The organism is Paraburkholderia guartelaensis (assembly GCF_004353905.1).
Lineage (GTDB): Bacteria > Pseudomonadota > Gammaproteobacteria > Burkholderiales > Burkholderiaceae > Paraburkholderia > Paraburkholderia guartelaensis.
The window spans coordinates 1-25841 of the sequence record NZ_SMOD01000039.1; the positions used below are offsets into that span (position 1 = coordinate 1).

The 25841-nt window shown below is 58.1% G+C and carries 23 protein-coding genes and 3 pseudogenes; 6 read left to right on the forward strand and 20 right to left on the reverse strand.

The window, feature by feature from the left end; translation table 11 throughout:
- Window positions 1-233: integrase core domain-containing protein (locus tag E1N52_RS33985; RefSeq protein WP_133188130.1), on the forward strand; the 233-nt coding region annotated here is incomplete at its 5' end.
- Window positions 234-251: 18 nt separating this feature from the next.
- Here the strand turns inward: E1N52_RS33985 and E1N52_RS33990 are convergent.
- Entirely contained in the window at window positions 252-512 is a 261-nt protein-coding gene (locus tag E1N52_RS33990; protein WP_133188132.1) for a helix-turn-helix domain-containing protein, read from the reverse strand.
- 26 nt (window positions 513-538) lie between these two features.
- On the opposite strand from E1N52_RS33990, the gene E1N52_RS33995 reads away from it, so the two are divergent.
- Window positions 539-817: a thioredoxin domain-containing protein gene (locus E1N52_RS33995; protein WP_133188134.1), complete on the forward strand. Its 279-nt coding sequence runs from the start codon at window positions 539-541 to the stop codon at window positions 815-817.
- 148 nt (window positions 818-965) lie between these two features.
- On the opposite strand, the gene E1N52_RS34000 is transcribed toward E1N52_RS33995, so the two are convergent.
- The 15 genes and pseudogenes from E1N52_RS34000 to pruA all read right to left on the reverse strand — a co-directional run bounded on the left by E1N52_RS34000 (window position 966) and on the right by pruA (window position 14926).
- Window positions 966-1457 (reverse strand): Lrp/AsnC family transcriptional regulator, encoded by a 492-nt coding sequence (locus E1N52_RS34000; RefSeq protein WP_133188136.1) that lies wholly within the window; start codon window positions 1455-1457, stop codon window positions 966-968.
- A 458-nt stretch (window positions 1458-1915) separates the two neighbouring features.
- On the reverse strand, window positions 1916-2575 hold the full coding sequence (locus E1N52_RS34005) for a GntR family transcriptional regulator (RefSeq protein WP_133188138.1): 660 nt from the start codon (window positions 2573-2575) through the stop codon (window positions 1916-1918).
- A 97-nt stretch (window positions 2576-2672) separates the two neighbouring features.
- On the reverse strand, window positions 2673-3596 hold the full coding sequence (locus E1N52_RS34010; RefSeq protein WP_133188140.1) for an EamA family transporter: 924 nt from the start codon (window positions 3594-3596) through the stop codon (window positions 2673-2675).
- 658 nt (window positions 3597-4254) lie between these two features.
- Entirely contained in the window at window positions 4255-5052 is a 798-nt protein-coding gene (locus E1N52_RS34015; RefSeq protein ID WP_133188142.1) for a phytanoyl-CoA dioxygenase family protein, read from the reverse strand.
- Between the two features lie 34 nt (window positions 5053-5086).
- Window positions 5087-5308, reverse strand: coding sequence for a 4-oxalocrotonate tautomerase (locus E1N52_RS34020; protein WP_133188144.1), 222 nt, complete (start codon window positions 5306-5308; stop codon window positions 5087-5089).
- 234 nt (window positions 5309-5542) lie between these two features.
- Window positions 5543-6300, reverse strand: a pseudogene (locus tag E1N52_RS34025) (inositol monophosphatase family protein).
- A gap of 339 nt (window positions 6301-6639) precedes the next feature.
- Window positions 6640-7479: a response regulator transcription factor gene (locus tag E1N52_RS34030; protein ID WP_133188146.1), complete on the reverse strand. Its 840-nt coding sequence runs from the start codon at window positions 7477-7479 to the stop codon at window positions 6640-6642.
- 111 nt (window positions 7480-7590) lie between these two features.
- On the reverse strand, window positions 7591-7944 hold the full coding sequence (locus tag E1N52_RS34035; RefSeq protein ID WP_133188148.1) for a RidA family protein: 354 nt from the start codon (window positions 7942-7944) through the stop codon (window positions 7591-7593).
- A gap of 55 nt (window positions 7945-7999) precedes the next feature.
- Entirely contained in the window at window positions 8000-8767 is a 768-nt protein-coding gene (locus E1N52_RS34040; RefSeq protein ID WP_133188150.1) for an ABC transporter ATP-binding protein, read from the reverse strand.
- A gap of 20 nt (window positions 8768-8787) precedes the next feature.
- On the reverse strand, window positions 8788-9564 hold the full coding sequence (locus E1N52_RS34045) for an ABC transporter permease (protein ID WP_133188152.1): 777 nt from the start codon (window positions 9562-9564) through the stop codon (window positions 8788-8790).
- Window positions 9561-10250 (reverse strand): ABC transporter permease, encoded by a 690-nt coding sequence (locus E1N52_RS34050; RefSeq protein ID WP_133188154.1) that lies wholly within the window; start codon window positions 10248-10250, stop codon window positions 9561-9563. The genes E1N52_RS34045 and E1N52_RS34050 overlap by 4 nt, the downstream gene beginning before the upstream one ends.
- 98 nt (window positions 10251-10348) lie before the next feature.
- Entirely contained in the window at window positions 10349-11134 is a 786-nt protein-coding gene (locus E1N52_RS34055) for an ABC transporter substrate-binding protein (protein ID WP_133188156.1), read from the reverse strand.
- A 97-nt stretch (window positions 11135-11231) separates the two neighbouring features.
- Window positions 11232-11675, reverse strand: a complete 444-nt coding sequence (locus E1N52_RS45585; protein WP_133188158.1) for a GNAT family N-acetyltransferase — start codon at window positions 11673-11675, stop codon at window positions 11232-11234.
- A 235-nt stretch (window positions 11676-11910) separates the two neighbouring features.
- Window positions 11911-13026: an aminotransferase class I/II-fold pyridoxal phosphate-dependent enzyme gene (locus E1N52_RS34065; protein ID WP_133188160.1), complete on the reverse strand. Its 1116-nt coding sequence runs from the start codon at window positions 13024-13026 to the stop codon at window positions 11911-11913.
- Between the two features lie 289 nt (window positions 13027-13315).
- The gene (gene pruA / locus E1N52_RS34070) at window positions 13316-14926 is read right to left on the reverse strand and encodes an L-glutamate gamma-semialdehyde dehydrogenase (RefSeq protein WP_133188162.1); all 1611 of its coding nucleotides are present in this window, start codon (window positions 14924-14926) and stop codon (window positions 13316-13318) included.
- 560 nt (window positions 14927-15486) lie between these two features.
- Here pruA and E1N52_RS34075 point away from each other — a divergent pair.
- The 3 genes and pseudogenes from E1N52_RS34075 to E1N52_RS34085 all read left to right on the forward strand — a co-directional run bounded on the left by E1N52_RS34075 (window position 15487) and on the right by E1N52_RS34085 (window position 20043).
- A pseudogene (locus E1N52_RS34075) lies at window positions 15487-16521 on the forward strand (histone deacetylase family protein).
- Between the two features lie 207 nt (window positions 16522-16728).
- Entirely contained in the window at window positions 16729-17793 is a 1065-nt protein-coding gene (locus tag E1N52_RS34080; RefSeq protein ID WP_133188164.1) for an ornithine cyclodeaminase, read from the forward strand.
- 450 nt (window positions 17794-18243) lie between these two features.
- Window positions 18244-20043 (forward strand): methyl-accepting chemotaxis protein, encoded by a 1800-nt coding sequence (locus E1N52_RS34085; protein WP_133188166.1) that lies wholly within the window; start codon window positions 18244-18246, stop codon window positions 20041-20043.
- An 831-nt stretch (window positions 20044-20874) separates the two neighbouring features.
- On the opposite strand, the gene E1N52_RS34090 is transcribed toward E1N52_RS34085, so the two are convergent.
- On the reverse strand, window positions 20875-22323 hold the full coding sequence (locus E1N52_RS34090; RefSeq protein WP_342777926.1) for a methyl-accepting chemotaxis protein: 1449 nt from the start codon (window positions 22321-22323) through the stop codon (window positions 20875-20877).
- Between the two features lie 316 nt (window positions 22324-22639).
- Between E1N52_RS34090 and E1N52_RS34095 the strand changes: the two are divergent.
- Window positions 22640-23423: pseudogene (locus E1N52_RS34095) on the forward strand (IS6 family transposase).
- Window positions 23424-23448: 25 nt separating this feature from the next.
- Here E1N52_RS34095 and E1N52_RS45365 read toward each other — a convergent pair.
- The 3 genes from E1N52_RS45365 to E1N52_RS34105 all read right to left on the reverse strand — a co-directional run bounded on the left by E1N52_RS45365 (window position 23449) and on the right by E1N52_RS34105 (window position 25633).
- Complete coding sequence (locus tag E1N52_RS45365) at window positions 23449-23847, reverse strand: SDR family oxidoreductase (protein WP_281282798.1); 399 nt, start codon at window positions 23845-23847, stop codon at window positions 23449-23451.
- Window positions 23747-24271, reverse strand: a complete 525-nt coding sequence (locus E1N52_RS45370) for an SDR family NAD(P)-dependent oxidoreductase (protein WP_205965708.1) — start codon at window positions 24269-24271, stop codon at window positions 23747-23749. The genes E1N52_RS45365 and E1N52_RS45370 overlap by 101 nt, the downstream gene beginning before the upstream one ends.
- Window positions 24272-24436: 165 nt before the next feature.
- Complete coding sequence (locus E1N52_RS34105) at window positions 24437-25633, reverse strand: M20 aminoacylase family protein (protein WP_133188168.1); 1197 nt, start codon at window positions 25631-25633, stop codon at window positions 24437-24439.
- Between the last annotated feature and the right edge of the window lie 208 nt (window positions 25634-25841).

The window sequence follows — 25841 nt, forward strand, 5'->3', positions numbered from 1 at the left end:
CGATGGACGGCAAAGGCGCCTGGCGCGACAACGTGTTTGTCGAGCGCGTGTGGCGCAGCATCAAGTACGAAGAGATTTATTTGAGAGCCTACGAGTCGGTCAGCCACGCCCGGCGCTCCATTGGCCAATACATTGAGCTGTACAACCGCAAACGTCCTCATTCGAGTCTGGCGGATCAGACGCCCGATGAGGCATACTTCGCGACGCTGCCAGCGATCAAATCGGCAGCATGATCGCCCCGGACGTTCCACTTAAAAATCGCGGGACCCTGTCCGAACAAGCGGCACCACCTCTGTTGAATGGCTTGCTTGCGTACCGCCTTGGCGCTTGGCTTGCCGGGTAATCCAACTGCGGACCAAATTGGCATTGAGACGGTAGTGCAGCGCTACCGCTGCGATCGACACGTGCGGCTGCATCGCCGCACGCATCACTTCCGCCTTGAATTCTTTGCTATGCCGGCGGCGCCGAACCGGCTGCACCGCGACTTCGGGATTCGTTGCGAGTTCTTCCATCGTGTACACGTGTCCATTAAAAGTTAATGGACACGATGCTCGCGTTAGAACACTTGGGCTTCAAGGTGCCTTTGCCGGGTGCTTACGGCTTCACGCGCGACGAAGCCCTCGCGATCGCGGGAAATCCGGACTGGCGTGTATGGGTCGAGCGGCAGGCGGCGAGTTCGACGGCCGCCGGCGTGCGATCGGTTCCACACTTCATCTTTGGTGAACGTATCCAGATAGCCGGCTGTCGCAGTGAGAGCGAGATCGCCTCCGCAATCAGTGAGGCAATTTGCGGCATCGGTAACCGTGAGCAAGCGTAGGCGTCACAAAGCCACACGAACCACCTGATCGCCTGCCAGTCCCGGCCTATGGAGACGCTCTCGTCGATGCCACGCGACGACGTCGAGGCGACGAATGCACGTCAAGTCATCGAATCAAAAGCCTCGTGGTGCTTAAAAGGCTGGGGGCTCACTTATCGCCGGGTAACGGGATACGCGAGGAAAACTTCACCTCGCGTAACGCGAGGCTCGAATGGATCGATGCAATACCAGTCTGCCGCCTTAGCACCCGCTCGACAAAATCGCCGTACGCGTCCAGATCGGTCGCGACCACCTGAAGCATGTAGTCCGCGCTTCCCGTGATCTTGTGGCAGGCCAGTACCTCTGCCCGGTTGTTGATGACGGCCTCGAAATTGTCTGCCGCCTTGTCGGAGTGCATGTTGAACGTCACGAGCACGTACGCAAAAACGTCCATACCGAGTGAGTGCCGATCGACGTTCGCCTGGTACCCTGTGATCACGCCCTCGTCTTCCAGCCGCTTCCGGCGACGCCAGCACGGCGTTACGCTCAGCGAAAGCTTGTCGCCGAGAGCAGCGTTGGACAGCGCCCCGTCTTCCTGCAACAGACTAACCATCGCCTTGTCGACGGCATCAAGTTCAACCGTTGGGCGTTTTTTGCTCATGTTACGGCCTTCGTAGACAGTTTCTACAAACTGTAGCCGATCTGCGGGACACAAAGCAATTTGTTCGCCTCTTGGTCCGTACAGTCAACTTCAACAGTCCAACATCTTCACCATCTATAACACCGATCATCACCCGCACGACGGCGTCGAACTGACGGAGGGGGCCACCCCGAGTTTGTTTGAGCGACCGCAGCGCAGTGTGACGGACGCCGGGCGACGCATTCGATGGTGTACTGGGCGGAGTACTCTTCGACTCTGTCCTATCCGCAGAACAAAATCTTGGCCTCCACGACGCGCGCAGTCCACGGGAAAGAAAATATGTCATCGCGTTCTGCGCGGGCAAATGCCGCGACGGGTCCCGCAACCGTGTGGCATATCATCGGCAACCTGGCCGACCGAGCCTCAACCCTGAGGGGTAGGTTGCTTCAAAGATGCGGCGCTCTGAATCGACAAGAACTTCAAGACTGCTGCCACCGCTCTAACTCGCGTGATGCTGCCCTGAATCGATCGGCAAAACTCAACATGTGAGAGTCGATTTCCGCGACGACCGCTTTCGAGTCTCGGTCGAGCCAGAACCTGTAGATGGCCTGGTGGTCGCGATGAAACGAGGCGCAAAGAGCGCTTCTGTCACGCGAGCGGCTTAACACTGCCAGGGCAGATGCTTTCGCCAGATTCATGATCTGCGACTGCAGCCGCGAGTTGCAACTTGGCCGAGAAAGCAATTCGTGAAAACTTGCGTAGTACGTGACGAGTTGGGGCAAATCTCCGTCATGCGGGAAACTTTTGAGCGCGCCATCTAACGCTTCACAATCGCGACCTGTCCAGAAGCGTAAAGCCAGTCTTGCTGCACCGATCTCAAGCGCTGCGCGGACCTGTTGCATTTCAGTAAAATCCTTCGTCGTGTACGAACACACTGTGACACCTCTGTTCGGCTGAAGCACGACGAGTCCATCTCCCTCTAGCAAACGTAGCGCCTCGCGCACTGGCTGCGGGCTTGTCTTAAAGCGAGAAGCGAGTTCGCTCTGACGGAGCCTCGCTCCGCCAGATAGAGCACCCGCGACAATTTCCTCCCCGATGACTTGCCGGATCGTTCGCACGATGCTTGCCTGAAACGTCATATCTCATGGCCTATTCAATGAGTTCAGCTACTGAAAGCAAAGCAGGACAACGCTCAATTTTGCGGACGGGTAGGCGCTGGCAATCCCTGGCATATCGTCAGCGGGTAGCGGCCTGCGACCGCCCAGTCACCACCTCGCCGATACTGGCTGACACGACAAGCAACACACCCGCAAGTTGTAGCGTTCCCAATCGCTCGTGCAGCACAACGAAGCCGGCAAGTGCAGCAACTGCCGGCTCTATGCTCATGAAGACACCAAACGACGATGCCGACATCTGACGAAGTGCAGTCATCTCAAGGGCATAGGGGATCAAGGGAGCGAGTATGGCTAGCCCCGCAGTTGTGACAAATGCATGCAGGTCAATCGGCATGTCGACGTTCAATGCTGTAAACGGCAACGCAGCCAGTGTCGCCGCAATTAGCGAAACCGACAGCCCTTCAAGGCCGTCGAACATCGTCCCGGTCCTCTTCATAAGTACGATGTAACTGGCCCAGCCGATCGCAGCGCAGATCGCAAACAGAACTCCGAGCGGCTCTCCAACCCATCCGGTATCGTCCCGCGCAAGCAGGAGAACTCCCGCGATTGCTACAACCGGCCAAACTAGCGCGCTGCGACGACGCGCTCCCCAAACCGCCACAGCTAATGGCCCCAAGAACTCAATTGCGACTGCGAGCCCGAGCGGGACGCGCTCGATCGCACAGAAAAAACCAATTGTCATCCCCGCCATCGATATGCCCAGACTACCGGCTGCCAACCAGTGTGCGCCGCCATATTCACGAAATCTTGGGCGAATCACCAAAGCCAGGACCAGTGCCGCCCACGCTAGCCGCAATTCGGTGACATTGAAAACGCCGTAGACCGACATCGCCGGTGCGGCTAGCGCAGCGCTAAACTGGACGGACGACATCGATAGCAGCGTGAAAAGCACACCCCTAGCCGGAGTGCATTCCCGCCGCCGCACGTGCCCACTCAAACCTGCAGCGGAATCCTCACTGACGAAAGGCTTTTGCTGCGTTATCATTTTTTCGAGCCGGCTAAGTTGTCTGCAGCCAGATGAGCAACCGGCATATTAAAACTCTCTCTAACATCGATCGCTGTCGAACTATTCCTGGCGCTACACCCTCACGAGACGTTCTATCGGCCGTACACCGACACCCGAAAGTCAATTGCATGGCATAGCCCGCAACCGAAGCCAGCGCAATGAAAGAACCGAAGGCGAAAAAGGAAGGCTCGACACGGGAGAGCTATGCGAATGGTCCTGGGCGAACGCCATGGGAACCGCTCAGGAGTTGCGAACCCGCGGAGGTTCAGTATCGGTATACGCCGCACACCGTTGTACTAGGGCGCGTTACGCATAATGACACGTGCGCACATGCGCGATTCGGTCCAGACGCACCTTATTCCGTGTGTACCAGGCGCGCCATCCTCCCAAAGGAGGATCATTGGCCTCAGACCGATCGCTCGCCGGCGACCCGAAACACGCTGCGTCGGCACGAAGCCGAGCGCCGCGTCGCAAACGCCGAACTCATATCGATCGTTCGGTATTCGATCGAATAGCCGACTTTCGGCCGAGGCTGCCTGAGAACGAAAGACCACCAGGCTTTCGGGTGTCGCTTTACCCTTCCCGAGTTGCTCCGAAGCTAATACAGCGCGATCTGAAGGGTTCTCGAACATGGAGACTAGCCTGCGTTTTCACACAGGGCTCGACCCAGCGCCATCTCCGGCTTCGACGCGGATCGTGTCCCAACCAGCGCCGCGTTACTTTCGCCTCTATATGTGTAGACCAGAGAAAGCTTCACTTGATCAGAATGATTCCTGCCCGCCGAGTGCAAGGTGTTGCAATGGAAGAACACCACATCACCCGGTCCCAACTCAGGCGACACTGCCTTTCGAATTGCCGCGTCGTTCTCCGGCAGGTCGGAACGGAAGAATTTCGCATCGTCGAATCGTTCAGGCGCCAGCGCCAGCCTGTGCGATCCCGGTACAAACCAGAGTGCGCCGTTCTCCGCCGTCTCCTTTCCCAATGCGACCCAGACGGAGACGAGGTCGTCGCGCTCAAAAGACCAGTATCGCGCGTCCCGATGCCAGCCAGTAAGACTTCCGTACGATGGATGCTTCGTCATCACGCAATTGTGATGTGCGCGAGATAGGTATGGCGTCTCACCGAAGTACGCCTCCATCCATTCCCGAATTCTCGGCGACGTCGCCAAATTGGCATAGTGTGGATCGCGTGCGTACGCGTCAATCAAGCGACGCACGGTACCGCCACCGGGCGCGCCCCTAGAATCTGGCGCGCCGGGATAGCGCAAGTCTGCCTCGAGTTCAAGCGGACAGCGTGCATCGACGAGTTCCCGCAGAGACACAATGCGCAGTGCTTGCAGGCATGATTCATCTACAAAACCCTTTGATACAACGAATCCGTGCTCGTGCAGCTCACTTATCTGCGCTTCCTTCGATTTCAGGTAATTTTGGGACATCTCGTTTCAACTCGATCAACTTCGCTTCTAACCGTTATGGGCAAATGCCCTGGGTGCCATCGAAGTGAAACTGTGATGGCTTGTAAAACTCACCCCCATGTGCCCAGTTTCGCAGCTCGACCTCAACGAATACAAGGTCGACCGTGTCACGCGGGCACTTCAAAATCTCAGTAGCGAGCTTCGTAACTTCCTTCATGAACCGCGCCTTCTGGTCATGTGTGCGCCCGGCTGAGAGTTCCACTCTAATGATTGGCATGTCAGGATCCTTTGACTATTCAACTTTGACTGAGTGACGCGGCAGTGCCTCCGACGACGATGCCGCGGCTCCCGCTTACGCCCGCCTTCGCATAAGCGACTACTGGGAGCCGAAATCCGCCGACGAACCGATTCGGCGCTCGCGCGTCGCATGTCGGTACGTGAAAACAAACGATGGTATGTAATGTTTTGAACTGGCCAGCCGTCTTCATCGCACCGGTATGCAATCAGCCTCCTAGGCGCCGAGCGCAAGCAATACTTCGTCATGAAGCGCCGTACTACAGCTAGCGACGACCCTCCCGTCAGACCGCATGCTGAGAGCCCTCCCCTGCCAGTCGGAGATGACTCCTCCCGCTCCCTCGACAACCGGAACGAGCGCCATGTAGTCCCACGGGCCCAGCCCCGCCTCTATGACAACGTCAAGGCATCCATTGGCCAGGAGTCCGAATGAGTAGCAACCTCCTCCAAGTCGATGCATTGCAGCGCGGCGCACGATCTCAGCAAATTTCGGATAGTCGTCGTCGCTGAAGTCGTAGGGCGAGGTTGCGGCAAGCCGGGCCGCGCACTTACGCTGGCCGGCCTTCCGTTCATGCTTGTGCCGCTTGACGTGCCGTTCCAGCGCTCTCCCGTGGCTGGCGTCTCGATAATCCCGATCTTCGGTACCTGTTGATCGAGAAGTGCAATCAATGAACCGAATAGCGGAAATCCCATCAGAAACGGCTTTGTCCCGTCAATAGGATCAAGCAGCCACGTGTACCGCGCGGTACCTTCAGAGCCAAATTCCTCACCGCAGATAGCATGTTCTGGAAAACTGGCATCGATCATTTCGCGCATTACCCTTTCCACTTCCCTGTCAGCAAGGGTGACGGGAGACTTGTCTTCCTTTGAGTCGAATGGCAACGCGGTACGAAAATAGCTCAGTGAAACGGCTCTCGCGACATTCGCAAGTTTCTCCGCGAGCGTCAGGGCTTCTTCGTAAAATTCAAAGTCCATGAAGGGGTTTCGCGTACAAACGGTCTAAGACAGGAACGGGTCAAAATTCGCAGCGCGGCAGCCCCTTGAATCTCGAGGTGCCGTGTCAGCCTACAAACTCTATTTCGCGCGTGGCCCTCCACCCTACCGGATTGCCGACCCGTACGACAATTCCACGAAGGCATCCCTCCTGCGGGAACACGGCGCAGTCTGGAATGATGGCAGCGAGATGATGCCGGAGCGCGGGTCACCTACACAAAACCCACATTACCCACGGCATGACGGTTCGTTCGTTTGTCGCCAGGAACGCGGGCCGCACGCTGCCGGGAAGCAGGAAAAACCCGACGTGACGCTCTGGAATCATCCGTTTGAGGCGCTTTCCAACCAGCGCACGTACAATGCCATCAGCTCAGATTGAGTGGCGATATGTAGCTTCGCGTAAGCATTCTTGCGGTGGCTTTTCACCGTCGTTATCGCGATGTTCAGTCTCAGGCTGATTGATACGGACGAGTGCCCCTGAAGAATCAGCCGAATCACCTCTATCTCACGCGCAGACAATAAGTCCTTTCCGAACGATTCAAATGCCACATTGACAGCGTTGTCGTGAGGGAGCGTGGCATCACGGACGAAACATGCCCAGTTCGCGCGAACAACCGCAGAGACGAACGGCTCCATCGCTTCGAGACTGGAAACCTCCTGCGCACCAAAACCCGATAACGAACTGGGTCGGAGAAAGCTCACCTCGGCCATGGCCCCGTCTGGGAGCTGGACGAGAAGCAATAGCTCCTCTCGCTGCTCGGGCCACCCACGGGTGATGTAACGCATTTCCTCTTTTTCAGACCACGCCGCGGGGACACTCTTGAACGACTGGGAAATCGGATATTCCTTAGGCACCAGATCCTTCATCCGGTACGCGCCCGGCTCGATGCCGTCCAGATATGCCTGATAGCATGGACTCAGCACGTACGACAACTCGACAAAGTTGGTCAGGCCTTCCCGATAGGGTGTATCGCCGAATGTATCGAATAGCAGCACAGGACGCGTCTTTCCACGATAGGCGACAATCGAAACCATCTCGAACGCCAGATTCATATTCAGCAGCTGGAATGCCGCAGCATATGATCTCTCGCTACCGACAAAATCGATTGCCTCGCCAATCCACGAAAATTCGGGTCCGGGCTCGGAAAGGTTGATCGACATAAACCGCCTTCAAGTTCCTGTGGGACATGACGCGTGGCCCCAATCTTACGGCAGTGTCCGCCCGACGATGGACACCCGCCCGACAACCCGCGCCCGCGTTCTCGGCCAGCTTTAATCCAGCACTGCCGCGGTGATGACCACCTCGACCGTACAACCTGGAACAGCCAATTTACCCTCGACCGTAGCACGTGGAGGAGGATCGCTTCGACTAACCCATGCATCCCACGCGATGTTCATCGCGGGAAAATCCGCAATGTCCGCGACAAATATCTGCGCAAAAAGAATCTGATGCTTGTTGCTACCCGCCTCTTCAAGCAGGGACTCGATGGTCTCCAGGATGCTCGCGGTCTGCGCTGTGACATCCAGATTGGGTTCTTCTGCGACTTGCCCCGCGAGCCGGACCACTCCCTGATGAACGCTGGCAGCAGACATCCTCGGGCCGGGATGGAGACGTTTTACAACCATGATGATAACCTCAATGTCTAAATGACTCTAGCAAGTCCAGGTGGTGGATCTCGGACTACTTCAATGCCCCAGTGAGGAACTTTGCCAGCCTCTCACTTTTTGGACTTCCGAATATCTCGGTTGGCCGGCCGCGCTCTTCCACAAGCCCCTGATGAAGGAACATCACTTCGCTCGAGACTTCCTTCGCGAACGCCATCTCGTGTGTCACTACCACCATCGTTCGCCCTTCCTTGGCGAGTTCCTTCATGACCGAAAGCACTTCGCCAACGAGTTCGGGATCGAGTGCAGATGTGGGCTCGTCAAACAACAGTACCTCCGGGTCGACGGCAAGTGCCCTGGCGATCGCGACGCGCTGTTGCTGCCCACCGGACATGTGTGACGGGTACATATCAGCAACCTTGTCCGGATCCAGCTTCACCTTCCGGAGCACGTCGAGTGCACGTTCATGCGCCTCCTTGCGCGAACGCTTCTGCACCCTGATCGGTGCCAGCATCAGGTTCTCGATTACTGTCAGATGTGACCAAAGGTTGAAGTGCTGAAAGACCATCGCCAGCCGCGTACGCATCTTTTCTAGCTGGCCGTGGTTGACCGGCACGATACCGTCGCGTGTTTCTTTCGTCTGCAGTTCCTCACCGTTCAGCCGGATCACGCCGGCATTTGGCCGCTCAAGCATGTTGATGCAGCGCAGGAATGTACTCTTCCCTGATCCGCTCGAGCCGATGATGCTGATGACATCGCCCTTCTTGGCATCTAGCGAAACGCCTTTGAGAACCTCGTGTGGGCCATATCGCTTGTGTACGTTTTCAACCGAAAGTGCATTCATGATCGTTACTCGTGTTCTGATTAATACTGTCGCGCATCCTGGAATTTGGCCGCGGACGAGCTTGCAGACTTGACCGCAACGCCCTGCGAGCCGCGCGGCCGGACGTGAGCCATGTATCGTTTCTCCAAAGTGCGGAAGATTCTCAGAATCGCAAATGTGCACAAGCTATAGAGCACGAGCGCGAACAGGTAGGGCTCGAATGGCGCCGCATACTGCATGCTGATTGCGCGTGCAACGCCCCCCAGGTCGAGCAGCGTAATGCCGGAGGCCAACGCTGTTCCGTGCAGGGTAAAAACAACCTCGTTGCAGTACGCCTGCATCGCACGACGCAGCGCACTCGGGTAAATGACATATCGAAGACGAGCCCACTTGCTCATCCCGATCGCCACAGCCGCCTCCACCTCCCCGGGCGGCGTAGCCTTGAGCGCGCCAGCGAAAATTTCGCAGGTGTATGCTGCAGTGTTCAGTCCGAATGCAAGCCATGCGCAGACGTACGCCTCCTGGAGGTAGCTCCAAAGCCAGCTCTCGCGGATGAATTCGACTTCAGCAAGTCCGTAGTAGATGACATACATCTGGACGAGGAGTGGACTTCCTCGAAAGATATATGTGAAAAACCAAACGGGTGTTGACAGCCAACGCGAGTTCGATATGCGCATTACCGCGAGCGGCAGTGCCAGCACAAGCGCGAACGCCAGCGAGATCAAGAGAAGCTGTACGGTCAACCACAAACCCGCGGTGACTTCGCCGTCTGTCCACAAAAACAGGCGAAGATTGTCCAGAACAATATTGAAGTTCACAGAATCACCTCTCGAACTCCGAGCGAGAATTTCATGTTGAGTCGTCGCAGGATCCAGAGCGAGACAGTCGTGAGAGCGAGATAGACCGCACCGGCGATACAGAAGAACAGGAGGATGTGGTGTGTGGCGCGTCCGGCCGCGGTCGAGAGGAAAACCAACTCGTTCAAACTCACCATGGAAGTGATTGCGGAGGCCTTTACGAGCGCGAGCCAATTGTTGCTCAAACCGGGGATGGCGAATCGCATCATCTGCGGGTAGAGGATGCGAAAAAGCACCGTTCGCTTGCGCAACCCAAATGCGTAACCGGCTTCGAGTTGGCCAGCCGGTACTGACAGCATCGCGCCTCGAAAAGTCTCCGCGACATATCCACCGTAGACCGCCCCGAGAATTATCACGCTCGCCATATAGGAGTCGATGTCGATCGAACGTCCTGGAGATACTTTGTTTACTGCATAGTTGAGTGCGGCTTGGCCACCATAATACAAGAACAACAGCCACACAAAGTCGGGCGCACTTCGGGCGAGCGACGTGTACAGCGACGCGATTGTATTCAGGACGCGATTTGGCGCGGACTTACACATGGCTGCCACGAGCCCCAGAACAACTGCAACAAGCAACGAAACCAATGCGACGTTGATCGTTGTCATGGCACCAACAGCAATCGCGTGAGCGTATCCATAAAGCATCAGACATCTCCACAAACAATGGGGAAGGGAGTCGCCGCAGAATGCGGCAACTCTCCCTCCCTCTCCAGCTTTCACACTGGAGTCAAGGACTCGGCGCGTCAGGTGCCCGAATAGATATCGAAATTGAAGTAGCGCTTGGCTATGCGATCATATTCTCCGCTCGCGCGGATTGCGTTGATGGCACCGTTGAGACGATCGCGGAGCTGAGAATCGTCCTTGCGTACGCCGATCGCGATGCCGGCGCCGAAGTACTGTGAGTTTGTGACCGGCTTTCCGGTGAAGGCGAAGCCAGTACCTTGCGGCTGGTTGAGGAAGCCGGTAGCGAGCATCGTGCTATCCGCCATCACGGCGTCGAGGCGACCGGAAGCGAGATCTGTCAAGGCATCCTCATCTGACGGATAGGTAACGACCTTTGCGCCCGCTGGTGCGAGGACCGCCTTCGCAAACGATTCGTGAGGACTCGAACGCTGCATCCCGACTTTCTTGCCCTTCAGCGTCTCCGGTCGGGTGGGATCAAATGAAGAGCCTGAACGGGCGACCATGCGAGACGCAACGCTGTAGTACTTCTCGGTGAACGAAATCTTCTCTCGGCGCTCCGCTGTGTCGGTCATCGACGACATGATTGCGTCGAATTTGTTGCTCATGAGTGCCGGAATCATGCCATCCCAATTCTGGACGACCCACTCACACTTCGCCTTGAGCTGAGCGCAAAGTGCATTACCGATATCGACGTCAAAGCCTCTAGGCTTTCCGTCCGTGCCCATTTCGTTAAACGGAGGAAATGCACCTTCGACTCCCATACGGATCACACCGGTTCCCTGAGCGTGGGCCGTTGTCATCAATACGGATGCAACAAGTGCCAGCATCGTTGCGGACCTTTTCATCTCTTGTCTCCTAGCTTGCCTCAATATGGACATACAACCAAAATTCGCCTACAAACTACGCTCAAAGCACTGGTTTTCAGACCTTCTCGCGATCCTTCTATCTCCGGTACTGAACTACGGCAGCACGAGTGGCTACAGTCTCGTACAGCCTCTGCGCCCTCTTGTTCGTTTCGTCCGTCTGCCAGTACGTGCGATAACATTCGCGGACATCTGCTTCCTGGAAGGCCTTTTCAAGAAGCTGACGCGCCACACGCTGCCCTCTTGCGCCCTCCGATACAAAGACGTCCTCGATCAGGCAATTCCACGTCGCTGCCCAGCTTGAACGATGGAAGAGATAGATCACAAACCCTGTTATCTGACCTGCCCCGTCCTCGCTGACGGCGCACTGATGATCTCCACCCTGCGTCGTGATCCGATCCCACGTCGCCTCCGTGACTCGCGTCGGAACATCCGTCTGATAAAACTGTAGATAGGAGTTCCAGAGTGGCAGCCATTGCTCATAGTCCGAACTAACGGCTGCTCGTACAGTTACCTTTTGCATACCTTTGCCTTCGTGCTAACGAGGTTTTCAGTCCGGTCGTTACTGACGTCTTGCAGCGACGCTCTCAGGCTCACCACCTATTCCCGGGAAATGAGCAGAGAAACCAATGCCTCCGAACAGCAAAAGGCATGGCTTCTCAGTAAAGTTCCTGACTTGCCGTAGCATCGGCGCAGGAAAGCACCTCGCGAATGTGTTTCAGGCCGCTCATTCGCGTACGGAGCGAGCGGCGATTGAATTACAGTTGCTCGCGTATGGCGGCCGAGATACCCGCCAGACCCTTTCGGAGTTCATCCTCCGTCGGCCATGCAAAGCCGATGCGCATGTGCAGCTTTGACATTTCGAACCAGTTTCCGGCGCCGACATACGTATGGTGGTTCTGCAGCAACGACCGATAGAATTCGTCAGCGTCAAAAGTTGACGGCACTTTCAGGCGCGGGAAGCAAACGACTCCGCCTTGGGGCTCCACCCACTCGACGTAGGGATCCGAGTTGACCCAGTCGCGGGTGATTCCCAAATGACGGAGGTTCCTCTTGTTGCTCTCGGCCAGCCAGCTATCGCGCTCCTTGAGAACCGCGAGACCGATCGCTTCATCGACCACCGACCCGCAAATACCGATTTGTTCCTTGGCCGCGAGAAATAGTCGGTAGAGTGCCGGGCTGCGCGTCGTGAGCCAGCCGAGGCGGATACCCGGAGTGCCGTACGCTTTTGACAAGGACGAGACCGAAATGAAACGATCGCTGATGGTTGCTGCGGCTGGATACGGCGTACCGTAGGTGAGATCTCGATACGTCTCATCAACAAGCACAAGGCAGTCGTGCTTGTCGGCGATCGCCTTGAGGCCAACGATTTCGTCCCACGTCATCATCGTGCCAGTCGGATTGTGCGGGCACGTCACGCTGATGTATGCCGTGTTCGGGCGTACTGCACGTTCGATTGCTTCGAGGTCCACCTTGAAGCCTTCCTCGAACTTCAGGTCGATGTACGTCGTTTCGCAACCGATCGCGCGCGGCGTCTCGATATTCGTCGCGTAGTTCGGGCGCACGACGACGAGGTGCGAATCCTTGTCCAGCAGGGACGTGGCGATGATGAACAGGGCACCCGCAGCGCCGTTGCAGATCAGGACGTCATCAGCCGTGACAGATTGGGCGCCGCTTTGTTTCGCGATAAGCTCTCGAAGCTGCTTGTCGCCGCGATGCTCGCCGTACAGCAGAACGAGATCATCAAGGTTCTCGACGTTGAAATCGCGGAACTTCCGGTCCGAGATCGAGCTCTCCGACAAGTTGTACTTGATCTTCTCGTAACCCAGTTCTTCCGGCGACTCCTCTTCGAGGATCATGCGCACGTATTTCATAAAATCTTCCCGTTAGTTTGTGAATCAGACCGATGCCCGCTCTTCGAGCCAACTGCATGGCGTTCGAATAATCTTTACCGGACAGAATTCTTAGCTCCATCCCCCCAAAGGAGGAGCCGAGATCTCAGGTACAGGGTCGAGCAGGACGAGTAAAAGCACCGTTGCGTGGCCTGCATCCATGGCACACCAATTCAACGGACGTAAACCTAATGCAGGCTTCAGCGGTACGCCGTGTAAACGCAACTCTTCGCCTGGTGTCCAGCGATGAGACCGGCAGAACGCAAACGTGTTAGCCCTTCATGTGCGGATACCGATAGTCCGTTGCCGGGACGTAGGTCTCCTTGACTGTGCGAGGCGATACCCAACGCAAGAGGTTGAGAATCGAGCCAGCCTTGTCGTTAGTCCCACTGCGGCGGGCGCCGCCGAAGGGTTGCTGTCCAACGACCGCGCCCGTCGGTTTGTCGTTCACGTAGAAGTTACCCGCGGCAAATCTAAGACCAGCGCTCGCTTCATTGATCGCTGCCCTGTCGGTCGCGAACACCGCACCGGTGAGCCCGTACGGGGTGGTTTCGTCGACGAGCTTGAGAATTTCAGGCCACTCTTCATCGCGGTACGCATACACAGACAGGACCGGCCCGAAAATCTCCTCCTGCATCGTGACAAATCGAGGATCACGAACCTCAATGACCGTAGGTGACACAAAGTAGCCCTTTCGGGCGTCGCACTGCCCGCCGGCGAGGATGGACGCCTCACCGGAACGCCTGGCCGTGTCGATATAGCCATTGATTCGCTCGTATGCACGCTGATCGATTACAGCGCCCATGAAGTTCGAGAGATCCCGCACATCCCCCATCTTCAAAGTCGAAAGATCGTCGAGGAGTCGCGCCTTGACCTGCGGCCAGAGCGATGCCGGGACATATGCACGCGACGCTGCGCTGCACTTTTGCCCCTGGTATTCGAATGCGCCTCGGAGCAAGGCGGTGCTCAGGGCGTTCGCGTCTGCCGACGCATGAGCAAGAACGAAGTCCTTTCCGCCCGTTTCACCAACCAGCCGGGGATAGCTTCGATATTTCGGAAGGTGCTCCGAGACGGAACGCCAGAGGTTGTCGAACACCGCAGTCGAGCCAGTGAAATGGAGGCCCGCAAATGAAGGTGAGCCAAGCGCGACAGACGACACCGTCTTCGCGTCCCCTGGGACAAAATTGATGACCCCAGGCGGGAGCCCCGCCGCCTCGAGCAGTTGCAGAACATAGTAGTTGCTGAGCGCGGCGGTGGCTGCCGGCTTCCATAGCACGGAGTTCCCCATCAGCGCAGGGGCACAGGCCAGGTTGCCGCCGATGGCCGTGAAGTTGAAGGGGGTAACCGCGTAAACGAAGCCCTCGAGCGGCCGGTACTCCAGAGCGTTTCGCGCACCAGCAGCGGAGATTGGTTGCACCTCCTGCAGCTCTCGCGCAAAATGGACATTCCACCGCAGGAAATCGATCAGTTCACACGCCGAGTCGATCTCGGCCTGATGCACGGTCTTGCTCTGACCCAGCATTGTCGCGGCGTTCAGTTTGTGACGCCACGGCCCCGAGAGCAGATCAGCGGCCCGCAGAAACACCGCTGCGCGCTCCTCCAGCGACCAGTTGGACCACTCCAGTTGACTTTCCCGATGCGACTGGATGGCCGCCTGCACGTTGTCTGTCGATGCCTGCTGCACGTTTGCGAGCAGGTGATGATGATCGTGGGGACATGTTACAGGCAGCCGTTCTCCCCCCCCAATTCGCTTGCCATTGACGATAACCGGAATATTTACGACCTCTGCGGCCTGACGCACGAGTTCACTTTCGAGCGCGGCGCGCTCCGGTGAACCCGGAGCATAGGTGAGGATAGGTTCATTCTGTACGTGCGATACCATAAGGCTCGTCTCCAATTCTCTGGAAGTTCAAAGGAATTGAAAACGTATCCAATACCAGCGTCTCCAGCCATCCTTCCAAGGGATGAGCACGTTGCCGCTGGCGCTTCCACGACAGCACCCGACAGTACAGGAGTGCGATTCAGCTGCAGCGAGCAGAAGGCGCCTCCATTTCCAGTCCGACTTTTGATGCGAATGGACGTTCGTTTTCCTGCACCACGCGTTGAAGTGCGCCCTTCCGGCCTCTCCCGACCAACGTCGCGCGGTGTTCGCCTGCTACCCGGTAATCCCGTCCGCGTTTTCCGGGCGCTTGCGGCGCCGCCAACATCGCGGCACGCCCGGATGAACGCTTTTGCCGAGAGCGGGGTCGGTCAGCGGTCTCGCTGCAGACATACCATCGAGTGGCTTACGGCATACCGATTGGAGGCTGGATTTTTTGTCCTCACTTGAGCGATTTCGTGGACAGTTTTTGCAGATTTCCGACTTCCGCGTGCACACAAAGCAAAGCTTTCGCTACCTCCTGCCGATAGACTGTTACGCATGCTCAACGCAATGCGTCAACCATGCTCACCATCTACAGTACCGATCATCTCCTGCATCACGGCGTGGAGCTGAAGGACGGGGCCGTCACAAGCTCGTTCGAACAACCGCTGCGTGCGGAAACCGTGCTCGCCCGTGTCGAGTCATCCCACCTCGGCGACGTCATTTCGCCCCGGTCGTTCGCCACGAGCCAATACTGCAAAGTGCATACTCCACGCTATGTCGCGTTTCAGGAACACGCATGGAGCGAGTGGTTGGAAACCGGACGGACATGTCAGGCTCTGCCGCTCGTCTGGCCAACGCCCGCGATGCCTTCGGCCGCAATGATGCCCTCCTACATTGATGGCAAGCTCGGCTTCTTTGCGATGGATGCTGGCGCGCCGATCAACGCCGGCACGTGGACCGCGGTGCGCGGAAGCGCGAATTCGGCGCTGACCGGCGCGGAAGTGTTGGCAAACGGGGCGCGTGCTGCCTTTGCCTTATGCCGGCCACCGGGCCACCACGCTGGCCGCGAATACATGGGCGGTTATTGTTATTTAAACAACGCGGCCATTGCCGCGCAGCATGCTATCGAGTGCGGCGCACGACGTGTAGCGATCATCGACGTCGACTTCCATCACGGAAACGGTACGCAGGACGTCTTCTATGATCGCCCGGACGTGCTGTTCACGTCGATCCACGGAGAACCGTCTGTGTCTTACCCCTAATTCTCAGGGTATGCCGAGGAACGGGGCACCGGCGCAGGCGAAGGGTTCAATCTGAACTTGCCCCTGCCGAAAGGCACGGTCTGGAACGGTTACGAGGAAGCCTTGCGCCATGCGTGCTCGGCGATCGCGACCCACTCGGCCGATGTGCTCGTCGTCTCACTTGGTGTCGACACCTTCGAGGGCGATCCGATTAGCCACTTTCTGTTGCGCACACAAGACTATCCGCGCATCGGCGAAGCGCTCGGCCGTTTGGGCGTCCCGACGCTGTTTGTGATGGAGGGCGGGTATATGGTCGATGAAATCGGCGTCAATGCCGTCAACGTACTGCTCGGTTTCGAGGGCATATCTTGATCGAGCCAGTGCGAACCTGCTCGATGCCGCCACGTTCACGGCATTGAATCCTCACGGCAGCAGCAGTCCAACACGACCAAGCTCATGTCAACAGCTCCAGATTATCCAAGGGGGACTGGTGACTATGCCCCGTCCCTGCGACCGAAGTTGCCTTGCAGGCCACCAAATCAGGTCCATCTTGTTTGCACCTTTACATAGGAAGTCCCAATGACTCGCTTCATAGACGTCCCTACCATGTCCCGACTCATCGCGACTGTAGGTCTACAGGAATTCATCGGGGAACTCGCCGATACCATCCGCCATGATTTCGTAAACTGGCCTGAATTCGAAAAGTCGGCGCGTGTCACCAGTCACTCCGAGATCGGAGTAATCGAGTTGATGCCGGTGTCCAACGCGCAGCGCTACGCCTTTAAATACGTCAACGGGCACCCGAAAAACACGCAACGCGGGATGTACACGGTCATGGCCTTCGGCGTACTGGCTGATGTTGACACGGGCTATCCAATTCTGCTGTCCGAACTCACCGTGGCCACGGCACTGAGAACCTGCGCAACGTCGCTCATCGCTGCGCGCGCGCTTGCGCGGCCAGACGCGAGGCGGATGGCTCTGATCGGCAACGGTGCCCAGAGTGAATTCCAGGCGCTTGCCTTTCATAGTCATCTCGGCATCGAGGAGATCGTCGCCTACGACGTCGATACGCTCGCGACCGAAAAGTTAATTCGCAACCTCGCTAACTTTCCGTCGCTGAAGATCACGCGTGCGAACTCAACCTCGGAGGCAGTTCGCGGTGCCGACATCGTGACGACCGTGACGGCCGACAAGGCGTACGCGACTATCCTGACGCCCGAGATGATCGAGCCCGGTATGCACATCAACGCCGTAGGCGGCGACTGCTCGGGGAAAACGGAGTTGCACGCCGAAGTGCTTCGCGCAGGCAGCGTGTTCGTCGAGTACGAGCCGCAGACACGTATTGAAGGCGACATCCAGCAGATGCCCGCGGACTTTCCAGTCACCGATCTCTGGCGTGTCCTTGCCGGTAGCAAACCGGGTCGAGAGAACACAGCCCAGGTCACCATCTTCGACTCAGTTGGCTTCGCGCTCGAGGACTACTCCACGCTGCGTTACGTTCATGCGCAGGCCGAAGAGCTCAACTTTGGGACCGGCGTGGAACTCGTGCCGTGGAATGAGCACGACGACGATCGAAATCCAAAGGATCTGTTCCGCTACATGCGTGGCGCGAAGTCCCGAAAGGCTGTTCGCCGGATCGCGTGATGCGTGCGTGGATCGAGAGCGCCTGAGCTGTGCGACGCTCACCAAGGACGCGTCGCATCATCCGGCAACGGATTGGCAAGAATATGAAAAAGCTGAATATTGCAATCAAACGGTGTGCTGCCAAAGGGGCGAAACAGACACCATTAGAGAATACGCAACGAATCGGAGAGACAGTCAACACATGCTTACGGTGAGTAATCAATGAATACATGTGAACGTTTACCGGAGATCATATTGGGCAAGGTGCCTGAGTTCGTGAACTCCTCCGAGTATCGGGATCGGATCTCCATCAAGATAGGGACGCGAATGAATTCAAAGTAACGCATGTCGGCTACTCCGTAAGTGTGAGTGAATTTGAATTTATTCAAGTAATCGGCAGTCCTGCCGTTTACCACGTGAGTTGCGTCCGTTCGGCAACCACTTTCGCTCTTTCAATCGGGAGTCGCTGTCATGTTTTCCACAATTCGCGCTCGGATTCTAGGCGCATCGGTTTTAATCGTCGCGCTTGCGCTTGCCGTAAGCACGTTGGTCACTTGCATCATCGCCAAGTCGTACAATGACGATGCGATTGATCGCAACCTTGAGGCGATCGCCAGCGCACACGCAGTTGGCATCAGTGATTGGGTAGCGATTCGGAGCCGCATGGTTTCATCGTTGCAAGAGGCTGCACTCGCGACGGACCCGTTGCCAGCATTCCGACAGGTTGCCGCTGCAGGCGGCTTCGGAGAAGTTTATGTCGGCTATGCCGACAAGGGATTCAAGACGACCGGTGACATAAAGTCTGTTCCCGCCGGATATGATCCAACCGCGCGACCATGGTATGAGAAGGCTGCAAAAGTCGGCAAACCGGTAGTCACGCTGCCATATGTCGACGCAAGCTCCGGGCTTCTCGTAGTGACGTTCGCCGTACCGATCGTGCGTGATGGTGTACTCAAGGGCGTAGTGGCTGCGGATGTCTCAATGGAAAGTGTCATCGCGAACGCGAAGTTGATCCATCCGACACCGGCGAGCTTCGGCATGTTGATCGACAGCGGAGACCATATCGTCGCGCACCCCGATCCGAAGCTGACGCAGAAATCGGTAGCTGAGGTGTCGCCGGACCTCGCCGGCATCGCGCCGGCTTCAATCGCGAGCGCTCGCGCACCATTTGAAATACGCGTCGACGGCCTCCCGAAACTTGTCCGCGTGCAGCCTATACTGGGCACCGATTGGTATGTGCTAGTGGCGCTTGATAAAGGCGAGGCGACGGCGGGAACACGCTCGCTACTCACTGCCTCCTTGGTGACACTCATCGTGATCGTTGGCATTGCGTCGGTGGTCGTTGGGGCGACTACTGCGAAGGCGTTTCGCCGCCTGAAGGAAGTGCACAGAGCAATGGCATCCATCGGTTCGGGCACCGGCGATCTCACACAACGCTTGCCAGACGGGGGGAGCGATGAAGTTGGAGACATCGCACGCTCGTTCAATAGTTTCGTCGACAAGCTGAGCGATGTCATACGACAGATCCGCGACGCTAGCGAATCAGTAAGCATGGCCAGCGGTGAGATTGCGGCCGGCAATCAGGATCTGTCGTCACGAACCGAATCCGCAGCGGCAAGCCTCGAGGAAACCGCTGCGTCGATGGAGGAGATTACCGCCTCGGTCGCGCAATCCGCCGCCGCTGCCGGCCAGGCCGAGCTGCGAGCAACAGACGCGTCGAAGATTGCGTCTCACGGCGGCGCGGTTGTTTCAGATATGGTCACAACAATGGGGCGGATCGAGGAGGCATCGGCACGCATAGGAGACATCATCGGCGTGATCGACGGCATTGCGTTCCAGACCAACATTCTTGCGTTGAACGCAGCGGTTGAAGCTGCGCGAGCCGGCGAACAAGGGCGCGGGTTCGCGGTTGTCGCGCAGGAGGTGCGTAGCCTAGCACAGCGCAGCGCGCAAGCTGCACGTGAAGTGAAAGTCCTGGTGGAATCGACAGTCGCGAGTGTTGAAGCGGGTTCCGGTCAGGTACGGCACGCGGGAGAAACGATGCGCGAGATCGTGACCAACGTAGCAAACGTGACGGCGATCATTTCTGAAATCACGCAGGCCACAAATGAGCAAGCCCGCGGCATCGTGGAAGTCGATCGGGCAGTTACCCAACTTGACGAAATGGTACAACAGAACGCCGCACTTGTTGAGCAATCAACCGCTGCTGCGGCCGCATTGAAGACCCAGGCGGACACCCTCGCGTCAACGGTAGGGCAGTTTAAGGTGTGATGCAAACGGCGGTGGCTTCCCTCTTGGCACCGGAAGCCGCCTCGTTCGCGCGCGATCCCACAACAGCGGGTGAATATCCCGAAGCCCATCTGAACGACTTCAGCGGAAACGCTGCTGGTCGAAAAATTTGCGTGCGATAACGCGGTCTACGCACCGCAGCCGCACGCGCATTGCCTGCAGTTGCCCTAGGATCAAAAAGCTACTGCACTTCGGTTCCAACATTGGTGACAAGCGTGGCGCCGCAATCTACACCCTTGGCACCAGCAAGGCGAACGACGTCGATCTGTAGTGCTGTCGAACCAGCCCGTTCCGAGCGATATCCGACGCGCGGGTCTCTCGGTGACCACGAAGATCTTTTACTTGGAGCACTGCACCAGAAGCAGCCATCGAACCTCATAACCCGCGAAGCGCAACCATCGGATCACACGGCGATCGCAGCGTTGCTGCGCCAACTCGGCTACGAGGCACCGCGGCACTGATCCTCGAGAAAAGACACTCGCGCTTTGGGTCCGCTGAGTCTTATCGTGCGCCCATGGTCGGCCTCCCCGGCAGCCATCAGAACGTCTGCCAGTCACGCTCTGTTGCGACGCCAGATGATCCGGCGGCTGCGGTCTCCATTGGGAGACGCGGTGTGCGACGGGCTGATAGCGGCTTCGCCAGCTTCGTCACAGCGGCCACGGCCGGCGCTCGGCCGGCTGTCACGATAGGGGATGCGCCTGCTGATCCCGTGTCGCCAACCTTGAAGACCGCTACGGCTTGGCGCAGTGCCTGCGCCTGCTGGTCCATTGCCTGCGCCGCAGCGGACGCTTCTTCGACCAGCGCCGCATTCTGCTAGGTCACCTCATCCATCTGGGTGACCGCGGTATTGACCTGCTCGATGCCGGCGCTCTGCGCTTCCGATGCCGATGCGATTTCGCCCATGATGTCTGTCACGCGCTTCACCGACTGGACGACTTCGCCGATCGTGCTCCCCGCTTCCTCGACGAGTTTCGAGCCGCTGTCGACCCGCGTGACCGACTCGCCGATCAGCTCCTTGATCTCATTGGCCGCCGCAGCGCTGCGCTGCGCGAGCGTGCGAACTTCGCCAGCCACGACCGCAAACCCGCGTCCCTGTTCACCGGCCCGGGCCGCCTCGACCGCGGCATTCAGCGCAAGGATGTTGGTCTGAAACGCGATTCCTTCGATCACGCTGATGATCTCGGCGACCTTGGCCGAACTTTCGGAGATCCCGTGCATCGTGTCGACCACGCGTCCGACCACTTCGCCGCCGCGCCGCGCGAATTCTGACGCCGTGCTGGCCAGCACGGTTGCCCGTTTCGCGTTGTCCGCGTTCTGACGCACTGTGCTCGTCAGCTCTTCCATGCTCGCGGCGGTCTCCTCGAGCGATGCGGCCTGCTCTTCGGTTCGAAACGACAGATCCAGGTTGCCGCCTGCAATCTGGCTCGATGCGGTAGCGATGGTGTCGGTGCCGAGGCGCACTTCTCCAACGATTTGCTTCAGGCGTTCGTTCATGTCCTTGAGGGATTGCAGCAGTTGTCCGGCCTCGTCATTGGATTGCACCAGGATGCGGCTCGTCAGATCGCCGGCGGCAACTGTCTGGGCAATTCGCACCGCATCACGTAAGGGCTCTGTTATCGAGCGCGTGACGGCATAAGCCAGGCCGATCCCGATCAGCAAAGCCGCAATACCCAATCCGACCATCACGTTACGAGCAGAGTCGACGTCTTGTCTGGCTTGCGCCCCGCCTTCTTCCACCAGTTTTTTCTGGAAATCCACCAGCGCTGTGATGTGTTCCTGGAGGACGTCCAACAAAGGAAGCGTTTCGCTGCGCATTGTGCTGGCTGCCTCGTCGCGCTTATCCTGCCCCAACAACTGCGCGACCTTGCTAAATGAAGCCCGGTACGCGGCGTGGGATTCCTTGATCTGTGCCAGCATGGCTCTCCCTTCCGGACTTTTAACCAGCTGGTCGAGCGTTTCGAGCGCCTCCTCGGTGGTCTTCCTGTTGACCGCGATCTCTTGATTAATCGACGCTACTTTGTCCTTGTCGCTCGCGATGAATAGCTCCATCGTCCGGCGCGCATTGGCGCGCGTCATCGCATTGACGGTCTGCGCTGCGTCCGCTTTCGCCCACCGCTTGTGGTTGATGTCGTCGTTGATATCGCCGATGCTGGTCAATCGATTCAGTCCGACCACAATCAACATCACCATGAGCGTCAAGACGAGCCCGAAGCTCGCGCCCAAACGCATGCCGATCTTTATATTTTTAAAATTCGCCAACATTATTTTGATATCTTAATTAAATTGAAGCGATTCAGCTGCCAATTATGACCTGTGCGCAGCGCCTCCAGCGACACCCGAAACCCACATCCCGAGGATGATCGGTGAATGTCGTGACGCCAGAGTGTCCACCACTCATCGCTGACGAAGTCGCGCGGAACGCGGGCTATTGCGGACATGCGGCCTCCGCTCGGGACAGCCATTGCGTCACTTCGTGTGCCGGCATCGCGCGGCTGATCGGGCAGCCCCGTATCGCATCGCAACCAAGCTTGCGCAGGGGCGCTGTCATGTTGCCGGGGTGTTCGCGTAACAGGATGTGATGACGACGAGAACGAAATCGCTTTATCACGGCCACCAGTTTCCGGCGGCGGTCATCAGCCACGCGGTGCGCTAGTACTTCCGGTTCCAGCTCAGCCTGCGCAATATCGAAGAGTTGCTGTTCGAGCGCGGAGTGACGCTCAGCTACGAGACGATTCGCCGCTGGTGCGAGAAGTTCGGCGCGGGCTTTGCCCACCGGGTCAAAGCGGCGCGCCGCAAGCCGGGTAGCACGTGGCACCTCGATGAGATGTTCGTCACACTGCGTCGCGAACCGTTCCTGCTGTGGCGAGCAGTTCACGAGCACGGCGCCGAACTCGACATCGTGCGGGCAAAAGCAGCACGACAAAACTGCAGCCAACCGTTTCTTCAAGCGTGTGCTGCGCTCGAACCCGGTGCCAAGCAAGATCGTCACCGATCAATTGCGCAGCTATCCGGCGGCGAAAGCGAACATCCCAGAGCTGCTCAACGTGAAGCATGTGTTCGTCAAGACTGCGACCCGTGTCAACAACCGAGCGGAGAATAGCCATCAGCCCACACGGGAGCGCGAGAGGCGCATGCGAGGCTTTCGCGGCCCGAAGCGTACGCAGGCCTTCCTGTTGAGCTTCGGACCGATCCGGCAGCACTTCGCACTGAAGCGACATTTGCTGCGTGCTTCTCTCTATCGCAAACGCCTCGCGGCCCGGTTCGTTGCGTGGCGCGCGTTTGCCAATGTCACCCACGAAGTCAGCCAAGTTGACAGTGCCCAGTTGGAGCCTAGAGTATGTGCGCTCTGCGGCTCCGACTGAAGCGTCCGTTCGTTGCCCTCAAATATCAGCGCACGTAACTTGCACCGTTGATGTCCAGCACGGCGCCGGTCATCGACGGACCGGCGTCCAACGCCAGATAAGCGATGGCCGACGCCACCTCTTCCGGACTTGCGGCACGGCCGAGTGGAATGTCTGCGGCGACCCCTGCAGGGCCGCGTTCAGCCAGCCAGTCAGTGGCCATATCGGTGGCTACAAACCCAGGGCAAACGGCAAAGGCGAGAATCTCCTCGGCTGCATAGCCGCGGGCAATGGTCTTGGTTATGCCCACCATGCCGGCCTTGGCCGCGGCGTAATGCCATTGGTCAGGAGGATCGCCGCGATATGCGGCGCGGCTGGCGACGTTGACGATGCGCCCGCTCCGCTGCTGTGCATTGCCAATGCAGAACGGCCTGTCGGCAAAGATCGGCGCTTGCCTGCAGGTTGACCTGCAGGCCTCGCGCCCAGACCTTCCGCCAGGTACCGGTATCGACCGTAATTGGCGCGGCTTCGAGCACGCCGGCGTTGTTGACCAGGACGTCGATCCGGCCGTCCAGCCGTTCCAGTGCCCGCTCCCACAACGAGTCAGCGGCACCGGGGTCGGAGAGGTCGGCGCCCAGCTGGTCTGGCCCGTCAGTGCGCCCGTGGCCTACCACGCGCGCCCCGCGCGCCGCCAATGCGTCCAGCGCCGCCGCGCCAATGCCTCGGCGGAGCCGGTAACGAGGACGTGGATAGGTTGGGTCATAAATTTCTCCAAGTACGTTGAAATTGCAGATAGACAATGCATCAGGCCGCCCAAAGGCGCTGGTGCGAGGCGTGCAGCCTATTATCGGCGTAGATACTCGCTCCATCCTTTCTCCCAAGGTGGGAGCTGCGAAGTGCACGCGTCGCCCCCCCCGACTCAGCCTGGACCTGTTCGGCTGAGCCGGTGACGAGACACGACCATCAACCGATGGTCGCCCACGTTGCACCCGGGTACGCCATTTCCAACCTTGGTCTCCCAGGACCCGCGCTAACTAGGATCCCCGCGCGAGGAGTCGCTCCACCAATCGAACAAAGTAGCTGGAGCCAATCGGCAACAACGCGTCATTAAAATCATAGCTGCCGTTGTGCAGCAGACACGGGCCCGCTCCATGACCAAGGCTACGATGGTCACCCGTCCCGTTGCCGATAAACGCGTAGCAACCGGGCTTCGCGCGTAGCATGAATGAGAAGTCTTCCGAGGCCATGGTCGGCGGAATGGCGCCGTCAACAGCATCCTCGCCGACAAGCTCCCTCATTACGCCCATAGCAAGCGTCGTATATTCGTGGTCGTTGACTGTGGCCGGATAGTTGCGGACAAACTTCACGCTACTGACGCACCCAAGTGCCGAAGCGGTCGCGGACGCAATCTCTCTCACCCGATTTTCGATGAGATCGAGCATTTCGTCAGAAAAAGTCCGGACAGTCCCACCTAACCACGCCTCGTTGGGAACCACATTCTGCGCGTCACCGGAATGCACTTGCGTGACCGAGAGCGCCGCCGCATGGATCGGGTTCTTGTTGCGCGATATGATGCTCTGAAGCGAGGTGATGATCTGCGCTGCAGCAAACACCGGGTCATGACCGAGATGCGGCATGGCACCATGGCAGCCCGCCCCCTGCAATTCGATCCGGAACAGGCTGGCCGATGCCATTAACGGTCCAGGCCTCACACCGAAATGCCCAGCCGGAATTCCTGGCCAATTATGAAGTCCGAACACCGCGTCGACCGGGAAACGTTCGAATAGCCCATCTTCGATCATTGCCCGTGCGCCAGCTCCTTCTTCTTCGGCAGGCTGAAAGATGAACCGTACCGTTCCATCAAAATCAGCGGACCTGGCAAGATAGCGAGCGGCACCAAGAAGCATTGCCGTGTGCCCGTCGTGTCCGCATGCATGCATTACGCCTTGATGGGTTGATCGATGCGGGAAGTCATTCAGTTCCTGCATCGGCAACGCGTCCATGTCGGCCCGCAATCCGATCGCGCGCTTGCTGGCGCCCCGTGTCAACGTCCCAACAATGCCCGTTTTCCCAACTCCACGTGTGACTGACACGCCCCACTCTTCAAGTCTCGTTGCGACAATTTCAGCGGTGCGATGCACTTCGTACCCGAGTTCCGGATGCGCATGGATGTCGCGACGAATGGCCTCGATCTCGGGGGAGAAATTTACAATATCAGAATTAAGATTCATCGCTCGATGCTTTTAGTTGGGGGCCGCCTCACGAGATACGACATCCGATCCGATGCATTTAAGACCCATTTCCCTATCTGGCGCCGTCCGAAGTGGAGGTGACATTTGTCGCCCTTCCGTTACGTGTGGATACACATGACCTGCATCGGCACAACTGTCCCGCACGCCACGAAACCCTGCCACGCGATCGAGGCAAGGTTTCGGACGC